The organism is Natronococcus amylolyticus DSM 10524 (assembly GCF_000337675.1).
GTDB classification, from domain to species: Archaea; Halobacteriota; Halobacteria; order Halobacteriales; family Natrialbaceae; genus Natronococcus; species Natronococcus amylolyticus.
In genome coordinates this window covers 76,411-95,658 of the sequence record NZ_AOIB01000024.1, presented here as the reverse complement: position 1 = coordinate 95,658, position 19,248 = coordinate 76,411, and the positions used below count along the sequence as shown (strand labels likewise).

Below are 19,248 nucleotides of genomic sequence, written 5' to 3'. Positions count from 1 at the left end.
CGCGCCATCAGAGATGTGTATAAGAGACAGCCGTCAAGGAGCGCTTCGACGAGGAGGGGATCGACATCCCCTACCCGGTTCGGACGCTCGAGGGTGGACTCGAACTCGCGGACCGCCAGCGGGTCGCCGAAGCCGCCGAGTAGCGTACCACTCGACAGATTTCTTTCACGCTCTCCTCTCGAGAGCGACCCGTTCGGTAGTCGAAAGCGGGACTCGAGCAGTGCGAGAGACGTTCGACTCGACGGAAGAGCACTGTTCGAAGCTTCTGCCGAGTAAGGTGTGCAGCGCTACCGCTCGTCGGAAAAGGATCGGTGGTTATGAATGTGGAGGGCCGCGGTTGCCCGGCGTTCCGGCCGGGGGAATCCCGGTTGCCTTCTCCACCCCGCGACCCGTCGAGCGACAGGTGTCCGGCGGTCCACTGCTCGCTTCCGCGCCTGATGGGCTGTCGCCGACTAACCACGATGGGGCGTCCCTGCGGACGGCCACCGTGGACCGCTGTCCCCGACGGACGAGGCTTCTCTGTTGGCTCCCGGGGCCCCGGCCGGTCTGACCGGACGCCCGCGGCGTTCGGTCCCCACTAATGACCATAGCGCGGGTGACGAGCAGGGCCAAACTGCCCGACCTATCCATCTCTACGTAGGTGGCTGGAACTTAAGGACCTTTCGTCTCGAGCACCGCACAAAACCGCTCGAGGGATCGACGGCTGCGGGAGGATTGTCGCGATCAGTCGATGTCGCCGTGGTCGGCCTCGCCGGACTCGCCGCGCTCTTTTTCCGAGAGCGGAACGGCGAGAACGAGCAGGATCACGTAGTAGAGCCCGACAGCGGCGGTGACGACGATGCCGCTAACCCCGGGGAGGCTCGCCCCCTCGAGGAACGTCTCGTCGGGATTAAACGCCCAGACGTGAAACACCCAGCCGATGAGCATCGCGGTGATAAGCGGGAGGTACACCCGCCGAAGCCGGTGACTGAAGGCGCCGCGGTAGCTGATCTTCCGTTCCGGCTCGCGGTAGTCCCGACTCAGCTCCGCTCGCCAGGCGTCGTGTTCGACCCCTTGGGAGGGATCGAGCGCGTTCGCGAACAGGTTTTCCTGAATCACCCGGACCCGCGAGCGCCAGATGTCGTAGTCGCGAAAGCGCCTGGCCTCGATGAACAGGAACACGGTCCCCATGAGGAGTCCGGCGAGGATCACCGCGTGGGAGACCTCCCCGGAGAAGGCGTAGGCGACGATCGCCGACATCACCGTCACCGCCCAGTTGGTGGTCGTATCGAGGCGGTCGCGCCACTCGACCATGCGCTCCATCTCCCCCCGGTAGAGGTGGGCCGCGACGGAGCCGAGCCCGGTGCTCTCGTCGACCATCTCGCGGCCGATTTCGGCCTGCTCCGGGTCCTCCGGGTCGAACTCCGAATCACCCATACCGTTCGTACGCTCCCGAGCGTGATCGCTGTTTGCACCGCTTTCGAATCTGGCGTGTCGGTCGGCTCCGTCGTTGCCGACCGGGGGCGAGCCCGGCTACTCGTCAGCGTACGCCTCCCGAAAGCTGTCAATCTGACCTTCGGTGCCGGCGATTACGAGCGAGTCGCCCTCGTCGAGGTGCGCTCCGTCGACGTCGGAGCGGTACTCCTCGTCCCGCCCGAGTCCGATGACGAGACAGTCCGTCTCCTCGCGGATCGTCGCGGTTTCGAGTTCCGAACCGGCGAGGCCCGCCGCCGCGACCTGCCGGAGCTGGAGCTGCTCGCTGAGGGGCATCGCCTCGCGGTCGAACGCCCGAAGCGCGATCATCCGTCCCGCGACGTTGGGGAGGGCGAGCACGTGGTCGGCGCCCGCCGCCCGCAGCGTTCGCACACTGTCGGCGGTAGTGGCGCCCACGAGGACCTCGAGCGATGGGTTGAGCGCGCCCGCCGTCAGCGCGACCAGGATCGCCTCGTCGTCGTCCTCGAGGGCGAGGACGATCGTTCCGGCGTCCTCGATTTCGGCATCGAGCAGCGTCTCCTCCTCGGTCGCGTCGCCGACGACGTCGACGATCTCGTCGCTCTCGCGGTCGACGACGGTGGTCTCGAGGCCGGCTCGCTCGAGCGTGCCGGCGGCCGTCCGACCGACGAGTCCGGCGCCGACGACGACGACGGGTTCTTCGGTCGGACGATACGGACTCCCGGACGAGCCGGCCCGATCGGCGACGGCCTCGAGCACCGACTCCGTACCGGCGACGAGCAGCGACGTGTTCTCGTCGACGTGGGCGTGCTCCGACAGCTCGGTGACGAAGTCGCCCCGGACCCACGCCCCGACGACGGTCGCGCCGGTTTCTTCGAGCTCCCGCGTCGCGGCCATCGCCTCGCCGAACAGCTCGGCGTCGGGATCGACGTAGAACTCGGTGAGGTCGACCTCGTCGCCGAGCGTGACCTCTCCCTCGGGTGCCGGCGCGATGATCGTCCGAACCCGATCGCCGAGGGCCTTGCCGAGGCGGTGTTTCGGCGAGAGCACCTCGTCGACGCCGGCGTACCTGAAGTACCGCGCGCGCTCGGGATCGGTGACGAGAACGAAGACCTCGGCGGCCGGGTCCCGCCCCTCGATCGCGAGCACCGTACTGACGAACTCGCGCTCGGTGGCGTCGACGACGACGGCGATGGCCGCCTCCAGGCTCGCCGCCTCGAGCGTGTCGTCGCTCGTCGGGTCGCCGTAGAGGACGACGCGATCGTCCTCGTACAGCTGCTGTGCGCGGTCCTCGTCGTCCTCGAGGATGACGTACGGTGTCCCCTCTGCCTCGAGTTCCTCGACGAGGGTGTCACAGAGCGCGGTGTAGCCGACGACGACGATGTGGTCTTCGATGCGGTCGATCTCTTCGGGGGGCGCCGGCTGCACCAGGGTTTCGAGCCAGGGGACGACGAACTGGGGGATCGCAACGGCGACGTAGGCGATCCCCGTCACCTGGACCAACAGCACCAGCGCCGTCATCTCGAGCGTTTCCCAGGGGGCGTCCTGGCCGTACCCGGTCGTGGTCATCGACTGAACGACGAGTTCGAGCGACTGGTACCAGGTTCGGGACTCGCCCTCGTAGACGGCCATCCCCCACCGGTAGGTGAGCGTGTACAGCGCGAGCAGGACGAGGAGGGAGCCGACGTACACCGCCAGCCGACGGGTGAGTTTCACCACGGCCGTTCACCAGCGACGTGTCTCGAGGGGGTGCGATCTAAGCGGCACGCGCAAAGCATAACGAGATCGATCAACCCGCGGGAATATCGTTCTTGCCCGCCGGGACGACCTCGCGGCGACGTCGATCAGTCGGCCTCGACGCCGCGAACCCTGCTCAGGACGCTTCGCTCCCGGAGTATCGTGACGGCCGCCCAGCCGAGAACCGCGACCTCGAGGGCCAGCACGACCGGATGAAGCGTGTGCGTAACGTCGGTCACGGGGAGGACGAGCGTCACCGTCTCGAACGCCTCCCGCTCGTCCGGCGGCGGTCCGAGAAAGAACACGTAGTACGGCGTCGCGGAGAGCCCCTGTGTCGTCGCCACGTTCAGGAAGTCGGTCGCGATATGGACCAGCCAGCCCAGCGACAGCGCCGCACCTCGCCGGCCGAACAGCCGCGTGAGCACGAGACTGACGGGAACGGCGACCGCGATCGAGTGTGCGACGGTGTGGGTAAACGGCGTCAGGCCGAGCCAGTACAGCGGCCGATCCACGAGGTCGGGTAGCGCCGAGCCGACGACGAGATACGCGACCGGAAACCGGCTGTAGACGCCGAGCAGATACCCCATCGCCAGGTGAGTCGGAAAGGTGAGGTGGAGCATCGGGATGACGGCTACGAGATGGCAGGCGCTCGCGGGACTTCAACCGTCGGTACACGAACGGATTGCGAGAGAAATCGAACCGGTTCGGACCGCGTCGATCAGACCGCCTCGGTCGCGTCGATCAGGCCACGTCGTTCGCGTCGAACTCGTCGAACCCGCCCGTCTCGAGCCCGGACTCGAGGTCGGCGACGGCGTCGGGCGAGATTTCCTCGAGCGCGCGCTCGAAGTGGTCGGCGGTGAGTTCGATCGCCTCGACGTCGGAGTCCTTGCCGGCGGCCTCGCGTTCGACGTGTTCGCGGACGGCGATCGTCGCGGCCTCCCGGCAGATGGCCTCCACGTCGGCGCCGGTGTAGCCCTCGGTCTCTTCGGCCAGCGTGTCGAGGTCGACGTCCGCCGCCAGCGGCCGGTTCTGGGTGTGGATTCGGAAGATCTCCCGGCGAGCGTCCCGGTCGGGCTCGGCGACTTCGACGTGACGGTCGAGCCGGCCGGGTCGCAGCAGGGCATCGTCGATCAGCTCGGGTCGGTTTGAGGCCGCGACGACGACGACGTCCTCGAGCTCCTCGAGCCCGTCGAGTTCGGTCAGCAGCTGTGAGACGACCCGCTCGCCGACGTTGGAGTCGCCGCTTCCGCTGCCGCGTTTGGATGCGATGGCGTCGATCTCGTCGAAGAAGATGATCGTCGGGGCGTTCGCGCGGGCCTTCTCGAAGACCTCGCGGACCCCCTTCTCCGACTCGCCGACGTACTTGTCGAACAGCTCCGGACCCTTGACCGAGATGAAGTTCGACTGCGACTCGCTTGCGACCGCCTTGGCGAGCAGCGTCTTCCCGGTGCCCGGCGGGCCGTGCAGCAGGACGCCCTTCGCGGGACTGAGATCGACCTGCTCGTAGGCGTCGGCGTGTTCCATCGGCCACTGGATCGCCTCGCGGAGCCGTCCCTTCGCCTCTTCGAGGCCGCCGACGTCCTCCCAGGTGACGTCCGGGACCTCGACGAACACCTCCCGCATCGCCGAGGGTTCGACGCCCCGGAGCGCGCTCCGGAAGTCTCCCCCGGTGACCTCGATCTTCTCGAGGACCTCGGCGTCGATCTCGTCGGCCTCGAGGTCGAGCTCGGGCCGGAGCCGGCGCATAGCGGTCATCGCCGCCTCCTTGGCGAGACTCTCGAGGTCGGCGCCGACGAACCCGTGGGTGTTCTCGGCGAAGCGCGCCAAGTCGACGTCCTCGCTGAGGGGCATGCCGCGGGTGTGGATCTGGAGGATCTCCTCGCGCCCGCCCGTATCGGGGGCGCCGATCTCGATCTCGCGGTCGAATCGGCCGCCCCGACGAAGCGCGGGGTCGATCGCGTCGACGCGGTTCGTCGTCCCGATGACGGTGATCTCGCCGCGGTCCTCGAGCCCGTCCATCAGGCTCAGGAGCTGGGCGACAACGCGTCGTTCGACGTCACCCTGGACGTCCTCGCGCTTGGGCGCGATCGAGTCCAGTTCGTCGATGAAGACGATCGCGGGCTCGTTCTCGGCGGCCTCCTCGAACACCTCCCGGAGCTGTTCCTCCGACTCGCCGTAGTACTTCGACATGATCTCCGGGCCGGAGATCGAGTGGAAGTGGGCGTCGACCTCGTTGGCGACCGCCCGCGCGATGAGGGTCTTCCCGGTGCCCGGCGGGCCGTGTAACAGGACGCCCTTGGGCGGATCGATGCCCAGCGTCCGGAACAGCTCGGGGTGGCGCATCGGCAGCTCGATCATCTCGCGGACCTGCTCGAGCTCGTCGTCTAGACCGCCGACGTCCTCGTAGGTGACCGTCGGCGCCTCGCCGTCCTCGCCGTCGCCGCCGTCGATCGGGCCTCGGGCCTCGATCTCGAGCTGGTCCGGGGCCCGGTCGACGAGTTCGACGTCGGTCCGGTTGCCGACGACGACCGTTCCGGCCGGCTCGGTGTCGACGACCGTGATCGGGAGCTGGCGGCCCGAACGGCTCGTCAGTAGGCCGAAGCCGAGCGACACTGTGAGGGTATCGCCGGGGCTAACGGCCCGATCCGAGAGCTTCCCTCGCAGGTAGGAGCCGATGTCGCCCTGGATCCGAACGTTCTCGGGGAGGGCGACTCGCACGCGCTCGGCAGGGTTGACGTCGGCTGCCTCGACGGAGACGGCGTCGTCGATCCGGGCGCCCGCGGCCTGTCGAAGCTGGCCGTCGATGCGGACGATACCCCTCCCTGTATCCTGGGAACTGCCGGGCCAGACCCGCGCGATGACGCGGCCCTCGCCGCCCTCGATGGCGACGAACTCGCCGCTCGAGACACCGAGTTCGTCCATCGCTTCTCTGTCGATCGATGCCAGACCGCTGCCCGCGTCCTTCCGTTTGAGTGGTTTTACTCGAAGTTGCATACGTATCAGTGATAGCTGTCGCTGTCGGCCGACGCGAACACGATCTGCGTCGGCCGGAATGTCGGTTCGCCGGCGGAGCCGGGTGGCGGTACGGGTCGTTCGTGATGCCGAATCGGCGATCTCTTGGCGGGAGCTGTTCGGGGTTACTCTCCTTCGAGGGGGATCTCCCTGCCGCGGGTCGCGGGACCCGCGGTCGGAAGCGTCACCTCGAGGACGCCGTTCGTGTACGCGGCCGTGATCTCGTCGTCGGCGACGATCTTGGGGAAGCGGAACCGACGGTGATAGGTCTTCTTCCGTCCGTGATCGTCGTCGACGTGTTCGGCGGCGACGTTCAGCACGCCGTCGTCCCACATCAGATCGATCTCGTCGGTTTCGAACCCCGGCAGGTCGATCGTGAGGACGAACTCGCCCTCCTCCTCGTACAGCTCGTAGTCGCTGTCCCCGCTGTCCAACAGCCGAGACGGCATCTCGAGGTTCTGGGTCCAGGTGCTTGTCGTCGGTCGACGCACCATGGGTGGTCACCTCGTGTGCATTAGTTGATTGTTCGCGGTTCATAATAAACCTTCCGGTCAGTGTCGAACGAGCTAGTGAAAAGGACCAACTGGGAGCGCCCCCAAGGGCCGACTATGGGACTTGGAAGCACCGCAAAGAAGATCCAGGGGTTGTCCGAACACGCAGAAGCCATGTACAAGCAGGTACAGGAGCTCCAGCAGCGAATCACGAACTTAGAAGAGGAGGTCGACGACACCCACGACACCGTCAACCGAATGGAGCACCAGCTGACCGAGCAGCGCGAACTGCTGCTCGCGATGGCCGAGGAGCAGGGGATCGACGGCGAGGAGATTCTCGCGGACGCCGCGATCGATCAGGCCGAACTCGGTGCCGAGGACGGTACGACGGAGGAAACCGCCGGGACGCGACAGCAAGAGGAAACGACCGTGGAATAACGCCGAATCCTCTTCTGCCGGACGAAATCTCCGACACAGCGCAGCGACCGGGCTCTCGGGATAGCAAAACCTAACAACAGGGGCAACATTTGCCAGCACGATGACGACCCACGAGCGACCGGTGGACTCGGTGCTCGAGACGATCGGTCGGACGCCGCTCGTTCGCCTCCAAGAGAGTCCGGGCGACGTTCGAATCTACGCCAAACTCGAATCGTTCAACCCCGGCGCGAGCGTCAAGGACCGTATCGGCCGCTACATGCTCGAACGGATGCTCGAGCGGGGTGACGTTCCCACCGGCGGGACGGTGATCGAACCCACCGCCGGTAACACGGGGATCGGCCTCGCGATCGCCGCCCAGCAGCTCGGTCTCGACGCGATGTTCGTCGTGCCCGAGCGCTTCAGCGTCGAGAAACAGCAGCTGATGGCTGCCCTCGGCGCGGAGGTGATCAACACGCCGACCGACGACGGGATGGGCGGGGCGATCGACCGCGCTCACGAGCTCGCCGCCGAACTCGACGACGCCGTCGTCCCCCAGCAGTTCTCGAATCCGTTGAACACCGAGGCTCACTACGAGACGACCGCCCCCGAGATCTACGAGGCCCTCGACGACGAGGTCGGGGCCATCGTCGCGGGCTGTGGCACGGCCGGGACGCTGATGGGACTGGCCCGCTACGCCCTCGAGCACGACGCGTCGACCCACGTCGCCGCCGTCGAACCCGAGGGGTCGGTGTACGGCGAACTCCTCGAGGACGACCGCGAGGAAGGCGAGTACAAGACCGAGGGGATCGGTACTCACGACCCCTCGACCAACGAGCTGTTCGATCCGGAGCTGGTCGACGCGGTCCACGCGATCCCCGATCGGGCGTCCCACGAGGAGCTCGCCCGCCTCGCCCGCGAGGAGGGCCACCTGGTGGCCTCGAGCGCCGGGGCAGCCAGCGCCGCGGCGAAACGGGTCGCCCGGAGGATTGCCGACGGCGACCTCGAGACCCCCCACGACACCGTCGTCACGGTGTTTCCCGACTCGAGCGAGCGCTACCTCTCGAAGGGGATCTACCGCTCGTTCGAGGAGTGGTCGTCGTGACGACCACGTAACGAGCTACTGGTAGAGCTTCTTGGCGTCGACGACATCCAGAGTCTCGTCCTGTTCGGCCTCCCACACCCGAACCACGAGATGCGCCTTGCAGTGGTACTCCACCATCTCCATCCCCGTCCGCTCGTTTCTGAGCACGAGCTGGCAGGTACCCTCGTTTGAACAGTCCCCTGACCGGTCACACATTGTGTTCCCGTATTCCTCTGGTCGGTAAGTCTTTGTCGGTGATTGGGGGTTTCTGCAGGCAGCGATACCGTCGCCTGCGATCCGACGAAACTGGTCGCGGTCAGGCGAGATGCCGCTGGTGTTGTACCTTCAGACACTGATCCTGAACGACGGCTCGCCCGCTCTCCTCGACGCGTTCGGCCGCCTCGTCGTCGCGGATCCCCAGCTGGGTCCAGACGGTCTCGACGTCGTCGCGCTCGAGGACCTCCTCGACGATGCCGGCGACCTCTTCGCTGGGCCGGAAGACACAGACGACGTCGATCTCCCGGTCAACGTCCGACAGCGCGTCGGCCGCAGATCGATCGAAGATCTCCTCGGCGTTCGGATTGACCGGAAGCACGTCGTACCCCTGCTCGAGGAGGTATCGGGGTACGTCGTGGGCGGCCTTGCCGGGCGTACTCGAACAGCCGACGACGGCGATCGTCTCGCTTTCGAGGGCCTCGCGGATTCGGTCGGATTCGGATACTGGCATACCCGATGTAGCGTCGCCGGCCCTAAACGTTACGTGGCGCGTTCAGGTTTCGAGCCCGGTCGTGCTGATCTTCGGCTCGCCGTCGTCACCCTCCCGGACCCTGATGAGGCCGTCGAATAGCTGCTTGAGCGTGTTCATCGTCTGTTCGTCGTGGGCCGTCGAGTCGATAACGGTGATGCCCAGAGCGCCGGCACTCTGGATGCGGCCGGTGAAGACGTGGAGGAACCGGAACACGGTCTGGAGATCCGCGTACATCAGCAGCGTCGAAACCGAGGAGATGAGCACGCGGTTCCGCTCGAGCCCGCGCTCGTCGTAGAACTCCTGGAGGAACTCGGAGAGCTTGATCCCGATCCCGGTCATGTCCACCGGGGAGGAGGCGTACTTGATGCGGGGGTCGTCCTCGACGGTCCCGACGCCGCGCTGTTCGGTCACGCAGTCGACGACGCCGACGTCGGCCTCGTCCGGAAAGTTCGGGAGGATCGCCTCGGCGCCGTCCTTCGTGGTCACCGCGATCGACCCCTCGCCGCGGGCCGCCCCGCCCTCGAGCAGCCCGAGCGCGAGCCCGCGCTTTCCGGACAGCGGCGGTCCCGACACGAGCACGTTCGTTCCGGGAGCGACCTGGACGTCCGGACCGACGGCAGCGAGATCGTACATACCTGACGTTTCCTCGTCGAAGCGCTCCGTCCCGACGGCACTCCGGGACTGAAGCAGTTGATAAGATGGTATACTAAGGCGCGTATAGGTCTTTTGATTGATGTGTTCGGTTCGGTCGACTCAGGCGACCGCGCCGCCCTCGAGCGCGCGGCCGACGATGAAGGCGACCGCCGCGAGGAACATCCCGTACTTGAGACGGGACTGGCCGGCCGTCGGATCGTCGAAGCTCTCGTAGGCCGCGTACAGCATGATCGCGTTCGCCGGCAGCACGAGGGCCAAGTAGGCGACCCCGAACTCGCCGAGGGCGTACGGCACTGGGCTCGCGAGCACGGCCGCGACCAGCAGCGCCGTCGCGACCGCCAGCGCGGGCCGTTCGCCGATCGCGATCGGCAGCGTGTTCAACCCCTCCTCGCGATCGCCCTCGAGGTCCTCGACGTCCTTGATGATCTCGCGGGTCAGCGTAGCGACGCCCGCGAGAACGAACAACACGGCGGCGGGACCGACCTCGCCGACGGCTGCGGCCCCGAACAGGAATGTACTCCCGACGAGGTAGGCCACCAGGGCGTTGCCCAGCCCGGGCAATCCCTTGAATAGCTCCGTGTACGCGACCAGCGCGAGGAGGTTGATTACGGCGATCGCGATCGCCAACCACGGGAGCACTAGCGCCAGCCCGATCGCACCTGCGAACAGCACGACGCTGAACGCGAGCGCTCCGCGGGGACTTACCGCGCCCCGCGGGATCGCCCGCTCGGGCTGGTTGATTCGGTCGATCTCCCGGTCGAAGTAGTCGTTGATCGCGTTCCCCGCACCGACCGCCAGCCCCGTCGCCGCGACGGCGGCCGCTACCTCGAGCGGGTGGCTCGTCACCCCGCCGGCGACGAACGCGCCGATGAACGTCAGCACGCTGGCGGCGATCACGTTTATCGGCCGCGTCAGCTCGAGCAACCCACGAACCGTCTCCCCCGCAGTCATGCCCGACTCTGCTCAGGCGGCGAGGATAAACGGTCCGATCTCTACCGCCACTCTTCGAGATCACAGAGATCTGCGTCGGCGACCGAGAGCCAGGCTCCGGCTCGTTCGGCCTCGTCCGTTCCGAGCGGGACCGCCATCCAGACGTCCGCCTCGTCGTCGCCGCACAGCTCGAGGGGACGCCCCTCGGACGATTCCTCGTCGGCACTGGATTCGGGCCGCTCGCGTACCGTCATACGCGAGGCTTAGGTCTCGAGGCATAAAGAGGGCTCGAGGCGATTGCCACGCAGTGGGAACGACCGCGGGTGTGGCGGGTCGTCTCGAGGTTGGGTGAAATCGAGTGACTTATACGGAGCCGACGGAAACCAAGAGGTGAGGGCGCTTAGCTCAGTCTGGACAGAGTACTTGGCTTCGGACCAAGCTGCCGCGGGTTCAAATCCTGCAGCGCCCACTTCTCGAGGCGAGCACTCTCGCGAGCCTCGAGTACGTGGATCGCGAAGGATTTGAAGTAGAGAACGGCGAGCACTGCGAGCCGTTCGCGTAGTTCAAATCCTGCGGCGTCCCAACTTCCCTCCCTCAAGCATCCCGAGCTAGCGCCCCGAAGAATCAGTCTCCGTTCTCCGAGACTGCCGCAACGAGAACACGTATCCGGAGTCCCGCGTCCAGTACGGACCATGACCAACACCGAAGCCGAAGACGAGGAGTCGATCGACACCCATGCTGTGACCGAGCCGCTTCGAGTCGGTGTCGTCGGCGGCGGATTCATCGGGACGACGGTCGGCGGGCAGTTCCGCGAGCACGACGACGCCCGCGTCGCCGCGCTGGTCGACGTCGACGAGACGACTCTCGAGGTGGCCGGCGCCGAACTAGACGTCGACGCCGACGCTCGGTACACAGAATACGAGACGATGCTCGAGGCCGAACCCCTCGACGCCGTGCTGATCGGAACGCCGCACACGCTTCACTACGAGCAGGTGCTCGCGGCGATCGATCGCGACCTCCACGTGCTCTGTGACAAGCCGCTGACGACCGACCTCGAGCGGGCGCGGGAACTCGTCGAGCTCGATCGCGAGCGCGAGGAGGTATTGATGGTCGGCTACCAGCGCCATCTCTACGAGGGGTTTCGCAGGGCCCGCGAGCTGTGGGCGACGGAGGGACGCGAGCCGAGCTGGATCACGGCCGAGGTCGGACAGGACTGGGTCGACCGCTTCGAGGGGACGTGGCGACGGGATCCGGCTCTCTCCGGCGGCGGCTACCTGTACGACACCGGAAGCCACCTGCTCGACTGCGTCCTCTGGAGCACCGGGCTCACGCCGGAAGCGGTCTCGGCGAGCATGAACTTCGTCGACGACGAGCGACGCGTCGACGGACGCGCGACCGTCACGATTCGATTTACCAACGGTGCGACGGCGTCGTTCTCGATGTCCGGGGAGGTGCCGTGCATGCGCGAACACGTCCGGATGTGGGACCGAGAGGGCGCCGTCGCCCTCGACAGCCGGGACTGGGAGTCGAGCGAGTACGTCGAGATCGACGCGGACAGCGGCGAGTACCGGCCCCGGATGCGGACCGAGGACAGGCAGACGAAAGCCGACGCGTTCGTCGAGGCGATCAGCACGGGGAGTGAACCGCCGGCGACCGCGCTCGACGGCCTGCGGGTGACGGCCGTCACCGAGGCGGCCTACGAGTCCGCCCGAGGCGACGGCTCGTTCGTCGCCGTCGCCCCCGACAACGTCTCTCGATAGCGCCGCCCGCGAGAAGCCGAGGCGCTCGAGCGCGACCTCTCGGCGAGTTGAAAGCGAGCTACGTGGGGTATCTCAACCCCTAAATACGCCGAGCCGCGGGTGGAGGTATGGAACGGATCCCCGATCTCGAGCGACGCCGACTCCTCCAGACGGCGGCGGGCGCGCTCGTCGTCGGCGCGGCCGGCTGTGCGGATACGGAGGACGGCGATTCCCACCCACAGCTCGAGGAGCTCGATATGGACGCCCTCCGGGAGACCGTCGCCGAGCAGTCCGAGGCCCCCGACGGATCGGTAACGCTCGGCGTCGGGTTCGCCGACGAGCAGCTCCCGATGACGAGCGAGCTGTACGAGCCGAATCCGGACGCCGAGATCGGCGATACCGAGCAGTACGACACCCAGGCGCTCGAGGACGTCGACCTCGTCGCCGATCCGGTCGAGGAGCTGCCGACCCTCGACACCGACGAGATCACGCTGTACGCCCTCGATCTGGCGCCGGGGGAAACCCGAACGATGTCGCTGGTCGTCCGGGGCGACGAGGACGTGGCGTTCGACGCCCATCAACCGGAGGGGGAGCCCTACGATATCGACAGCGGGCTCGTGCTCAACTGCTACTGTATCGACGAGGTGTGGAACGCTCCCGCCGAGGGAACCTGGGTCCGCGTGATCGAAGTCGGCCTCGAGGAGGACCTCGATGACCCGGAGTCGGGCGCGATGGTGTACGGCGTCTTCGACGGCGAGGAGTAAGCGGCTCCCGATCGCCGATCCACCTCACTCGGGCGCGTCCTCGATCAGGACGACGGCCTCGCCGTCGACCACGCGCTCGCCCTCGGAGTCGACGGTCGTCCGCAGTCGGTACCGGTCCCCGCCCAGTTCCTCGATGATCTCGCAGTCGGCGGTGATCGTCGAGCCGATCTCGACGGGGCCCTGAAACTCGAGGTCCTGGGAGAGGTACACCGTCAGCCCCGGAAACCGCGCGAGGGCCGCGCTGATGGCGCCGGCGACGAGCGTGCCGTGGACGATCGAGCCGCCGAAGCGGGTGTCCTCGGCGAAGTCGTTCTCGAGGTGGAGCCGGTTGGTGTCGCCTGAGACCTGGGCGAAGGCGGCGACGTCCGCGTCCTCGACCGATTTGGTAAACCGGACGGCGTCGCCGACCGAGAGCTCCTCGAGACTGTCCGTCGAGCGTTCGGTCGTCCAGTCGGCGTCCCCGTAGGTGACCTCCGGAACTGTCGGGGCGACCCTGGTCGCCTCGCTCGAGGACTGCAGCCCCATCGCAGCCAGCATCGCGTTGTTCGCTTCGGCGTAGCTGTTGAGAACGTGCTGTGAGATCGTCGCCCAGCGTTCGGGGCCCGGTACGATGTCGGTAGCGTCCGTTGGTATCGTGTTCGAACTCATAGGTAGTAGCCGGAACCGATCGTGATCGACTATGCGTAGGATTCGCATCCTCTTGATGACATCGCTACCTCCATCGGTTCGTGATCGTCATCGGACGCACACCGTCGTCAGTCCCACACCCGTCGCTCGAGGAACTGAGTCATAGCCTCGTTGAACGCCGCCGGACGGTCCTGGTTGACCAGGTGACCGGAGTCGGCCAGCTCGAGCCAGGCGCCGTCGTCGACCTCGCTGGCGATTGCACGAGCCTGTCGTTTCACGGGCGGGGCCTCCTGGTCGCCGTGGACGACCAGCGTCGGCGTCTCGACGTGAGTCAGTTCGGGCGGGTCAAACTGGTAGAGCGCGTCGAAGATCTTGCGGTACTCATCGTCGTCGACCTCGCTGACGGCGTCCATCGCCATCGATCGGACCTCGGAATCGACCGAGAGCCACTGCTGGCCCGTCGTCGCCTGGATCGAGGTCAGCATCGACCGGAACGTCGCCTCGGGTCCGGTCATCGACAGCGACGCCGACAGGGCGGGCATCGGCGACAGGAACGATTTCGTCCCCATCGGAAGCTCGACGGGCGGCATCGATCTGACGGCTCCGCCGAGGATCGCCCCCGCCGCGCGGTCGGGGTGACGATCGAGGTAGTTCTGGACGACCATCGAGCCCAGCGAGAGCCCGCACAGCACCGGCGCCTCGAGCCCGAGGTGGTCGAGCAGCTCCTCGAGATCGTCGGTGAAGAGATTGATCGAGTACTCGTCGGTGTCGGTCGCGCCCGTGTTGCCGTGGCCGCGTACGTCGAGCGTGACGGGTTGGTGTGTTGATTCGAACCGGTCGACCTGTGGTCCCCAGGCGCGACCGTTCTGCCAGCCGCCGTGGACGAACACCAGCGGCGAGCCGTCGCCGTGCGTGTCGTACCAGAGCGTGCCGTCCTCGAGCGAGAGTTCTGCCATACCTCCGTCTGGGACCGCTCGGTAATAGATCCCCGGCTGGCGTTCGCGGCTCGTTCGTCCGATCTGGTGTCCCGACTTCCCGGAACGACCGCAGGACGGCTCCCGGTTTCGGAACTGACGGACGGGAGTCCGTCTCAGTCACCGTCTCGGCTCGAGCCGATCCAGCGGTCCCAGGCGGAGTCGAACTCCGACTCGTCCTCGGTGAGTCGCTCCCACTGAGCCAGCCCGCGCTCCTCGCGGGTGCCGGGGATCGTGTTGTCGAGGACGAGTGCGGCCAGCCCGCCGACGGCCATCCCCGTCGAACCGATGATGAACACCGAGTCCGCGAGCGCCTGGGCGATCGCCTCGATCCAGACCGCAACTGCGGTACCGGCGATCGGCTCGGCCTCGACCAGCGGCGCGATCGTCGCCGCCAGCTCGATTCCCTCCCGGAATGCGATCGGGTCCGCGAAGTTCGCCATGTACTCGGGGACCGCGAGGCCGACGAACAGCGCGAAGCCGACGACGAACACGTTCCTCGAGGACTCGAGATCGACGTGTCTCAGGTTCGAGATCCCGACGGCGACGATCTGGGCGAACATCGCGACGAACAGGCCGCCGACGATCGGATCGGGGATGGTCGCGATCAGCTGGCCGAAGTAGCCGACGAAGCCGGCGACCAGCATGACCGCGGCCCCGATCTGGACGACGTACCGCGAGGCGACGCCGGTCAGCCCGATCGCGCCGATGTTCTCGGAGTAGGAGGTCGAGCCGCCCGTCCCCATCACGCCCGAGAAGACGTTCATTAGCCCCTCCATTCCGATCCCGTGGTTGATGCGTCGCTCGCTCGGCGCCGCCGACCCGGTCAGGTTCGCAACCGCGTAGTAGTCGCCGATGCTCTCGACGATCGAGGCGAGCACCCCGGCGAACATCCCGACAACGAACGCCGTCGTGAACTCCGGAGTGCCCCACTGTAGCGGGTGGATCGGCAACAGGGGATCGACATCGGTGACGTCGCCGAGCGGGACGTGACCCGGGTGGCCCCCACCGAAGACGCCCGCGACCGAGAGGACCGCGGCGACGATCCAGGCGATGCCGATCGCCAGCAGGACCGGATACAGTCTGAACGCCCGGTGTCTGATCTCGAGATACTGCGAGAACAGGAGGATCAGTCCGAGCGTGAGCCCGAGCAGCAGCCAGCTCTGGTCGGTGTCGGTGATCTGGCCGGCGTCGAACAGCGCCAGGCCGATCAGGGCGATCGTCGGCGCGATGACGACCGGCGAGAGGAACCGTCGGAGCTTGCCGACCAGCCCGAAGTACCCCATCGCGACCTGGACCGCCGCGGCGACGATAATTGCCCCCTGAAGCTGGAGCAACGCGGCCTGCCAGTCGGGTTGGCCCTGCACTCCACCAGCCGTCACGACGGCGATGATCGCGAGCGCCGGCGCCAGCATCGAAAACGGTGCGCCCTGGACGATCGGGTACCGGTTCCCGAACGTCGTCTGGGCGAGCGTCGCGATTCCCGAGACGACGAAGAACGTCCCGATGAACTGGGCCGTGACGTCGCCTGGCATCCCCATCGCGTCGGCCAGGATCAGCGGCACCGCGATGTTCGCCCCAACCATCGTCAGGTAGTGCTGGATTCCGAGCACCGTCGACTCGCCCAGCGGCGGCCGGTCCTCGATCCCGTACTCGATCCCCTCGGCTTCCTCCCTGTCGACCGTATCGTCCTCCGTCATCCCTCTCTGATAGCATAACGAGAGAGCCCGCTCAAATGCGTACTGATCCGTCCCGGCCCGGGATTTCGAAACCCCTCGAGCGCGATACGTCGTTCAGCGTGGCGACCGTGCCGTCGCCCGCAGCCCTCGCTCAGTCCCCGGCGATCGGTTCGATCCGGAACACGTAGTCGTCGTACGCCCCGCCGAGGTTCGCCGGACTCTCCTCGTCAGTGTGATCCCGGCAGAGGGTCGCCTCGGCCTCGACGGCGCCCTTTCCGGTCTCCTCCTGATAGCGCTCGAGAACGACGAACGCCGCGGGCTCGTCACAGTCGCGTCGGTGACAGTTCGGCGTCGAACCCGTCGCTGGGCTTTCGTCACTCATATCGTACTCCTGGAGAAGAATACTGATAACGCTGTGGTTGGCGTACGAACGGCAGGTCTCGAGCCGAGTCGGAAGGATGGGTGTGACGAACCGCTCTCCCTGGGAGCGTGGCACTGCCATCAGCTGCACCGACGGATTCAAGTTCGGTTGTGCTAACGAAATCACAATGAACCGAAGCGTGCGGACGGCGCCTCGTGCGGGGGTGCCACGATGAAGGGGTTCGTTCTCGGCGGCGTCAGCTCCGGCGTCGGCAAAACCGTCGCGACGCTGTCGGTGATCCAGGCCCTCGAGGACGCCGGCTACGCCGTCCAACCTGCGAAGGCGGGGCCGGACTTCATCGATCCAAGCCACCACGAGGCGATCGCGGGACGTCCCTCCCGCACGCTCGATCTGTGGCTCTGCGGCGAGGACGGGCTCCGTCGGAACTACCGCCGCGGCGAGGGCGACGTCTGCGTCGTCGAGGGCGTCATGGGGCTGTACGACGGCGACGGCTCGAGCACGGCGATGGTCGCCGAGGCGCTCGACCTCCCCGTCGTGCTCGTCGTCGACGCCAGCGCGGGAATGGAGAGCGTCGCGGCGACCGCGCTCGGCTTCCGCGAGTACGCCGATCGGATCGGCCGCGACGTCGAGGTCGCCGGGATCGTCGCCCAGCGCGCCCACGGCGGTCGCCACGAGCAGGGCATTCGGGACGCGCTGCCCGAGGAACTCGAGTACTTCGGACGCATCCCGCCGAACCCCGACCTCGAGATTCCCGACCGCCACCTGGGTCTCGAGATGGGCGCGGAGGCGGCGCTGCCTCGCGAGGCGCTGCGGGAGGCCGCCGAACCCCTCGAGACTGAACGGCTGGCGGCGGTGGCGAGCGAACCCGACGACCTCGAGAGCGAGACACGGGCCGACGAGGGGTCGACGTCCGTCGACGCTCGCGTCGCCGTCGCCAGCGACGCCGCCTTCTGCTTTCGGTACCCCGCGACGATCGAGCGGTTCCGCGAGCGGGCGGAGCTGGTGACGTTCTCGCCGGTCGCGGGCGACCCGGTGCCCGACTGCGACGGCGTCTACCTCCCCGGAGGCTATCCCGAACTCCACGTCGAGGAGCTCGAAGCAGGGGGCACCCTCGCCGACCTCGGCGAGCGCGCGAGCGACGGCCTCCCCGTCCTCGGTGAGTGCGGCGGGCTAATGGCGATGGGCCGATCGCTGACGAGCACCGAGGGCGAGCGCGGCGAGATGGCCGGGATCCTGCCCGCGGACGTGACGATGCACGACCGCTACCAGGCGCTCGACCACGTCGAGCTCGAGGCGGTCGACGGCACGCTCACTGCGGCCGCGGGCGAGTCGATCCGTGGCCACGAGTTCCACTACTCGAGCGCCGACGTCGACGGCGACGCCCGCTTCGCGTTCGAGACGATCCGGGGCGACGGTATCGACGGCGACCGCGACGGCCTCCTCGAGTACAACTCGCTGGGCACCTACGCCCACGTCCACCCCGAGAGCGGAGCGTTCGATCGCTTCCTCGATCTGCTCGAGAACTGAGATCGGATCGGCTTTCGACGCACCGTCGTGCTCGCCCGGTCGTTCGTTGTACCGGTCCCGTCGTTTGATGACAATCGGCGTGAACGGTGTCGTATGGAAGCGGCTGCGCCGACGACCGTCGTCCTGCCGACGACGGGGTGGAACGACGCCTGCAAGCAGGTCGCTGCCCAGCTCCGATCGGGCGACGAACTCCTCGTCGTCTGCGACGATCCTCTCGAATCGGTCGCCGAGCGCGTCGACGAGTGTGTCGACGTCAGACTGATCGTCGCCGGCGAGCCCGAGGGCTGTTCCGGGAAGGCCAACGCGATCGCCGCCGGCATGGAAGCCGCAGAAACGGAGCGAATCGTCTGGACCGACGACGACTTCTACCACCCGCCAGGCTGGCTCGAGCGGCTCCGTGCCGACTACGATCGGCAGGGACCGACCGCCGAGGTGCCTGTATTCGTCGGGCGGGACCCCCTCGCCGCCGTGCTCGAGCCCACTCACGCGATCAGCGGAACGCTCGCCGTCTTCTTCGCGAACATCCCGTGGGCCGGTTCCCTCGTTTTCGAGCGCAGCGATCTCGAGGACGAGGCGGCCTTTCTCACCGATCTTCGGCGAACGATCAGCGACGACGGGCTCCTGATGGAACACGTCGAGTTTGCGACCGTCGCGCGAACCCGACGTGTCGGGATCGGCGGCTCGATCCGCGAGACGCTCGAGAACCAGGTTCGGTTCGTCCAGACCGTTCGCTACCACGATCCGACGGGGCTCGCCGCCCAGGGGGTGCTCGGGGCCGCGCTGACCGCCGTCTGCGTGCTGTTCCCGCTTCCCGCGTTCCTCCTGACGACGACCCTGATGGCCGCTGTCTACGCCGCTTTCGGGATCCGACGCTGGACGTTTCTCGCGGCCTACCCAGTGGCGCTGGCGGCGCTTCCCCTACTGTGCTACGGGCTGGCTCGTCGATCGTTCGTCTGGGGCGGGAGACGCTACCGGTGGCGCGGCAAGTTCGACGTCGCGGTCGAGACAGCTGGTCAGTAACCCGACGCCGATGCGCGACGTTTTCGGAGCGACAC

Annotated in this window: 20 protein-coding genes, 1 tRNA gene, 1 other RNA gene and 1 pseudogene; 8 read left to right on the top strand and 15 right to left on the bottom strand. The window is 67.2% G+C overall.

The annotated features are described in order from the left end of the window. Positions 1-26 precede the first annotated feature (26 nt). Positions 27-143 (top strand): annotated as a pseudogene (locus C491_RS23655) (mechanosensitive ion channel family protein); the annotation flags it as partial. Between the two features lie 177 nt (positions 144-320). Here C491_RS23655 and ffs read toward each other — a convergent pair. From ffs to C491_RS11000, 6 genes are all read right to left on the bottom strand, one after another. Continuing rightward, an RNA gene (gene ffs / locus C491_RS21485) (signal recognition particle sRNA) lies at positions 321-633 on the bottom strand. 90 nt (positions 634-723) lie between these two features. Beyond that, positions 724-1,416, bottom strand: coding sequence for a DUF2270 domain-containing protein (locus C491_RS11020; RefSeq protein WP_005556180.1), 693 nt, complete (start codon positions 1,414-1,416; stop codon positions 724-726). 96 nt (positions 1,417-1,512) lie between these two features. After that, entirely contained in the window at positions 1,513-3,150 is a 1,638-nt protein-coding gene (locus tag C491_RS11015) for a potassium channel family protein (protein ID WP_005556178.1), read from the bottom strand. A gap of 125 nt (positions 3,151-3,275) precedes the next feature. Further along, complete coding sequence (locus C491_RS11010) at positions 3,276-3,788, bottom strand: hypothetical protein (protein ID WP_005556176.1); 513 nt, start codon at positions 3,786-3,788, stop codon at positions 3,276-3,278. Positions 3,789-3,909: 121 nt separating this feature from the next. Then, positions 3,910-6,162: a CDC48 family AAA ATPase gene (locus C491_RS11005; protein ID WP_049891775.1), complete on the bottom strand. Its 2,253-nt coding sequence runs from the start codon at positions 6,160-6,162 to the stop codon at positions 3,910-3,912. A 143-nt stretch (positions 6,163-6,305) separates the two neighbouring features. Further along, the gene (locus C491_RS11000; protein ID WP_005556173.1) at positions 6,306-6,674 is read right to left on the bottom strand and encodes an Hsp20/alpha crystallin family protein; all 369 of its coding nucleotides are present in this window, start codon (positions 6,672-6,674) and stop codon (positions 6,306-6,308) included. A gap of 114 nt (positions 6,675-6,788) precedes the next feature. Between C491_RS11000 and C491_RS10995 the strand changes: the two genes are divergently transcribed. Then, a complete protein-coding gene (locus C491_RS10995) occupies positions 6,789-7,109 on the top strand; it encodes a DUF5798 family protein (protein WP_049891773.1) in 321 nt (106 codons plus the stop codon). 100 nt (positions 7,110-7,209) lie between these two features. Next, the gene (locus tag C491_RS10990; protein ID WP_005556169.1) at positions 7,210-8,190 is read left to right on the top strand and encodes a PLP-dependent cysteine synthase family protein; all 981 of its coding nucleotides are present in this window, start codon (positions 7,210-7,212) and stop codon (positions 8,188-8,190) included. Positions 8,191-8,205: 15 nt separating this feature from the next. Here the strand turns inward: C491_RS10990 and C491_RS10985 are convergent, their stop codons facing one another. The 5 genes from C491_RS10985 to C491_RS10965 all read right to left on the bottom strand — a co-directional run bounded on the left by C491_RS10985 (position 8,206) and on the right by C491_RS10965 (position 10,755). Next, on the bottom strand, positions 8,206-8,385 hold the full coding sequence (locus tag C491_RS10985) for a hypothetical protein (protein WP_008426423.1): 180 nt from the start codon (positions 8,383-8,385) through the stop codon (positions 8,206-8,208). A 100-nt stretch (positions 8,386-8,485) separates the two neighbouring features. Beyond that, a complete protein-coding gene (locus C491_RS10980; RefSeq protein ID WP_005556164.1) occupies positions 8,486-8,896 on the bottom strand; it encodes a CoA-binding protein in 411 nt (136 codons plus the stop codon). Between the two features lie 42 nt (positions 8,897-8,938). Continuing rightward, positions 8,939-9,550 carry an RAD55 family ATPase gene (locus tag C491_RS10975; protein ID WP_005556162.1) on the bottom strand — a complete coding sequence of 204 codons (612 nt, stop codon included), beginning with the start codon at positions 9,548-9,550 and terminating at the stop codon, positions 8,939-8,941. Positions 9,551-9,670: 120 nt separating this feature from the next. Further along, the gene (locus C491_RS10970; RefSeq protein WP_005556160.1) at positions 9,671-10,522 is read right to left on the bottom strand and encodes a geranylgeranylglycerol-phosphate geranylgeranyltransferase; all 852 of its coding nucleotides are present in this window, start codon (positions 10,520-10,522) and stop codon (positions 9,671-9,673) included. Positions 10,523-10,563: 41 nt separating this feature from the next. Then, positions 10,564-10,755 carry a hypothetical protein gene (locus C491_RS10965; RefSeq protein WP_005556158.1) on the bottom strand — a complete coding sequence of 64 codons (192 nt, stop codon included), beginning with the start codon at positions 10,753-10,755 and terminating at the stop codon, positions 10,564-10,566. A gap of 140 nt (positions 10,756-10,895) precedes the next feature. On the opposite strand from C491_RS10965, the gene C491_RS10960 reads away from it, so the two are divergent. The 3 genes from C491_RS10960 (at position 10,896) to C491_RS10950 (ending at position 13,004) form a co-directional block, all read left to right on the top strand. After that, a tRNA-Arg gene (locus C491_RS10960) sits at positions 10,896-10,970 on the top strand. Between the two features lie 223 nt (positions 10,971-11,193). After that, the gene (locus C491_RS10955; RefSeq protein ID WP_005556157.1) at positions 11,194-12,261 is read left to right on the top strand and encodes a Gfo/Idh/MocA family protein; all 1,068 of its coding nucleotides are present in this window, start codon (positions 11,194-11,196) and stop codon (positions 12,259-12,261) included. A gap of 107 nt (positions 12,262-12,368) precedes the next feature. Next, complete coding sequence (locus tag C491_RS10950) at positions 12,369-13,004, top strand: hypothetical protein (protein WP_005556156.1); 636 nt, start codon at positions 12,369-12,371, stop codon at positions 13,002-13,004. Positions 13,005-13,028: 24 nt separating this feature from the next. Here C491_RS10950 and C491_RS10945 read toward each other — a convergent pair whose 3' ends face one another. The 4 genes from C491_RS10945 to C491_RS10930 form a co-directional block, all read right to left on the bottom strand. Then, positions 13,029-13,652 carry a MaoC family dehydratase gene (locus C491_RS10945; RefSeq protein WP_005556155.1) on the bottom strand — a complete coding sequence of 208 codons (624 nt, stop codon included), beginning with the start codon at positions 13,650-13,652 and terminating at the stop codon, positions 13,029-13,031. 107 nt (positions 13,653-13,759) lie between these two features. After that, entirely contained in the window at positions 13,760-14,587 is an 828-nt protein-coding gene (locus C491_RS10940) for an alpha/beta fold hydrolase (protein ID WP_005556154.1), read from the bottom strand. Positions 14,588-14,721: 134 nt separating this feature from the next. Then, positions 14,722-16,305 carry a uracil-xanthine permease family protein gene (locus C491_RS10935; protein ID WP_005556153.1) on the bottom strand — a complete coding sequence of 528 codons (1,584 nt, stop codon included), beginning with the start codon at positions 16,303-16,305 and terminating at the stop codon, positions 14,722-14,724. 130 nt (positions 16,306-16,435) lie between these two features. After that, a complete protein-coding gene (locus C491_RS10930; RefSeq protein WP_049891780.1) occupies positions 16,436-16,666 on the bottom strand; it encodes a hypothetical protein in 231 nt (76 codons plus the stop codon). A 210-nt stretch (positions 16,667-16,876) separates the two neighbouring features. On the opposite strand from C491_RS10930, the gene C491_RS10925 reads away from it, so the two are divergent. Together C491_RS10925 and C491_RS10920 are read left to right on the top strand one after the other, a co-directional pair. After that, on the top strand, positions 16,877-18,193 hold the full coding sequence (locus C491_RS10925) for a cobyrinic acid a,c-diamide synthase (protein WP_005556146.1): 1,317 nt from the start codon (positions 16,877-16,879) through the stop codon (positions 18,191-18,193). Positions 18,194-18,286: 93 nt separating this feature from the next. Then, on the top strand, positions 18,287-19,213 hold the full coding sequence (locus C491_RS10920) for a glycosyltransferase (RefSeq protein WP_005556144.1): 927 nt from the start codon (positions 18,287-18,289) through the stop codon (positions 19,211-19,213). Positions 19,214-19,248: the final 35 nt, after the last annotated feature.

Bases quoted from the DNA above. Each gene is read 5' to 3' on its own strand.
- C491_RS10990 (WP_005556169.1), top strand. From the start codon at position 7,210: ATGACGACCCACGAGCGACCGGTGGACTCGGTGCTCGAGACGATCGGT.
- C491_RS10920 (WP_005556144.1), top strand. From the start codon at position 18,287: ATGGAAGCGGCTGCGCCGACGACCGTCGTCCTGCCGACGACGGGGTGG.
- C491_RS10945 (WP_005556155.1), bottom strand. From the start codon at position 13,652: ATGAGTTCGAACACGATACCAACGGACGCTACCGACATCGTACCGGGC.
- C491_RS10995 (WP_049891773.1), top strand. From the start codon at position 6,789: ATGGGACTTGGAAGCACCGCAAAGAAGATCCAGGGGTTGTCCGAACAC.
- C491_RS10980 (WP_005556164.1), bottom strand. From the start codon at position 8,896: ATGCCAGTATCCGAATCCGACCGAATCCGCGAGGCCCTCGAAAGCGAG.
- C491_RS11020 (WP_005556180.1), bottom strand. From the start codon at position 1,416: ATGGGTGATTCGGAGTTCGACCCGGAGGACCCGGAGCAGGCCGAAATC.
- C491_RS11010 (WP_005556176.1), bottom strand. From the start codon at position 3,788: ATGCTCCACCTCACCTTTCCGACTCACCTGGCGATGGGGTATCTGCTC.
- C491_RS10970 (WP_005556160.1), bottom strand. From the start codon at position 10,522: ATGACTGCGGGGGAGACGGTTCGTGGGTTGCTCGAGCTGACGCGGCCG.
- C491_RS11000 (WP_005556173.1), bottom strand. From the start codon at position 6,674: ATGGTGCGTCGACCGACGACAAGCACCTGGACCCAGAACCTCGAGATG.
- C491_RS10975 (WP_005556162.1), bottom strand. From the start codon at position 9,550: ATGTACGATCTCGCTGCCGTCGGTCCGGACGTCCAGGTCGCTCCCGGA.
- C491_RS10940 (WP_005556154.1), bottom strand. From the start codon at position 14,587: ATGGCAGAACTCTCGCTCGAGGACGGCACGCTCTGGTACGACACGCAC.
- C491_RS10950 (WP_005556156.1), top strand. From the start codon at position 12,369: ATGGAACGGATCCCCGATCTCGAGCGACGCCGACTCCTCCAGACGGCG.
- C491_RS10955 (WP_005556157.1), top strand. From the start codon at position 11,194: ATGACCAACACCGAAGCCGAAGACGAGGAGTCGATCGACACCCATGCT.
- C491_RS10965 (WP_005556158.1), bottom strand. From the start codon at position 10,755: ATGACGGTACGCGAGCGGCCCGAATCCAGTGCCGACGAGGAATCGTCC.
- C491_RS10930 (WP_049891780.1), bottom strand. From the start codon at position 16,666: ATGAGTGACGAAAGCCCAGCGACGGGTTCGACGCCGAACTGTCACCGA.
- C491_RS10985 (WP_008426423.1), bottom strand. From the start codon at position 8,385: ATGTGTGACCGGTCAGGGGACTGTTCAAACGAGGGTACCTGCCAGCTC.
- C491_RS10935 (WP_005556153.1), bottom strand. From the start codon at position 16,305: ATGACGGAGGACGATACGGTCGACAGGGAGGAAGCCGAGGGGATCGAG.
- C491_RS10925 (WP_005556146.1), top strand. From the start codon at position 16,877: ATGAAGGGGTTCGTTCTCGGCGGCGTCAGCTCCGGCGTCGGCAAAACC.
- C491_RS11005 (WP_049891775.1), bottom strand. From the start codon at position 6,162: ATGCAACTTCGAGTAAAACCACTCAAACGGAAGGACGCGGGCAGCGGT.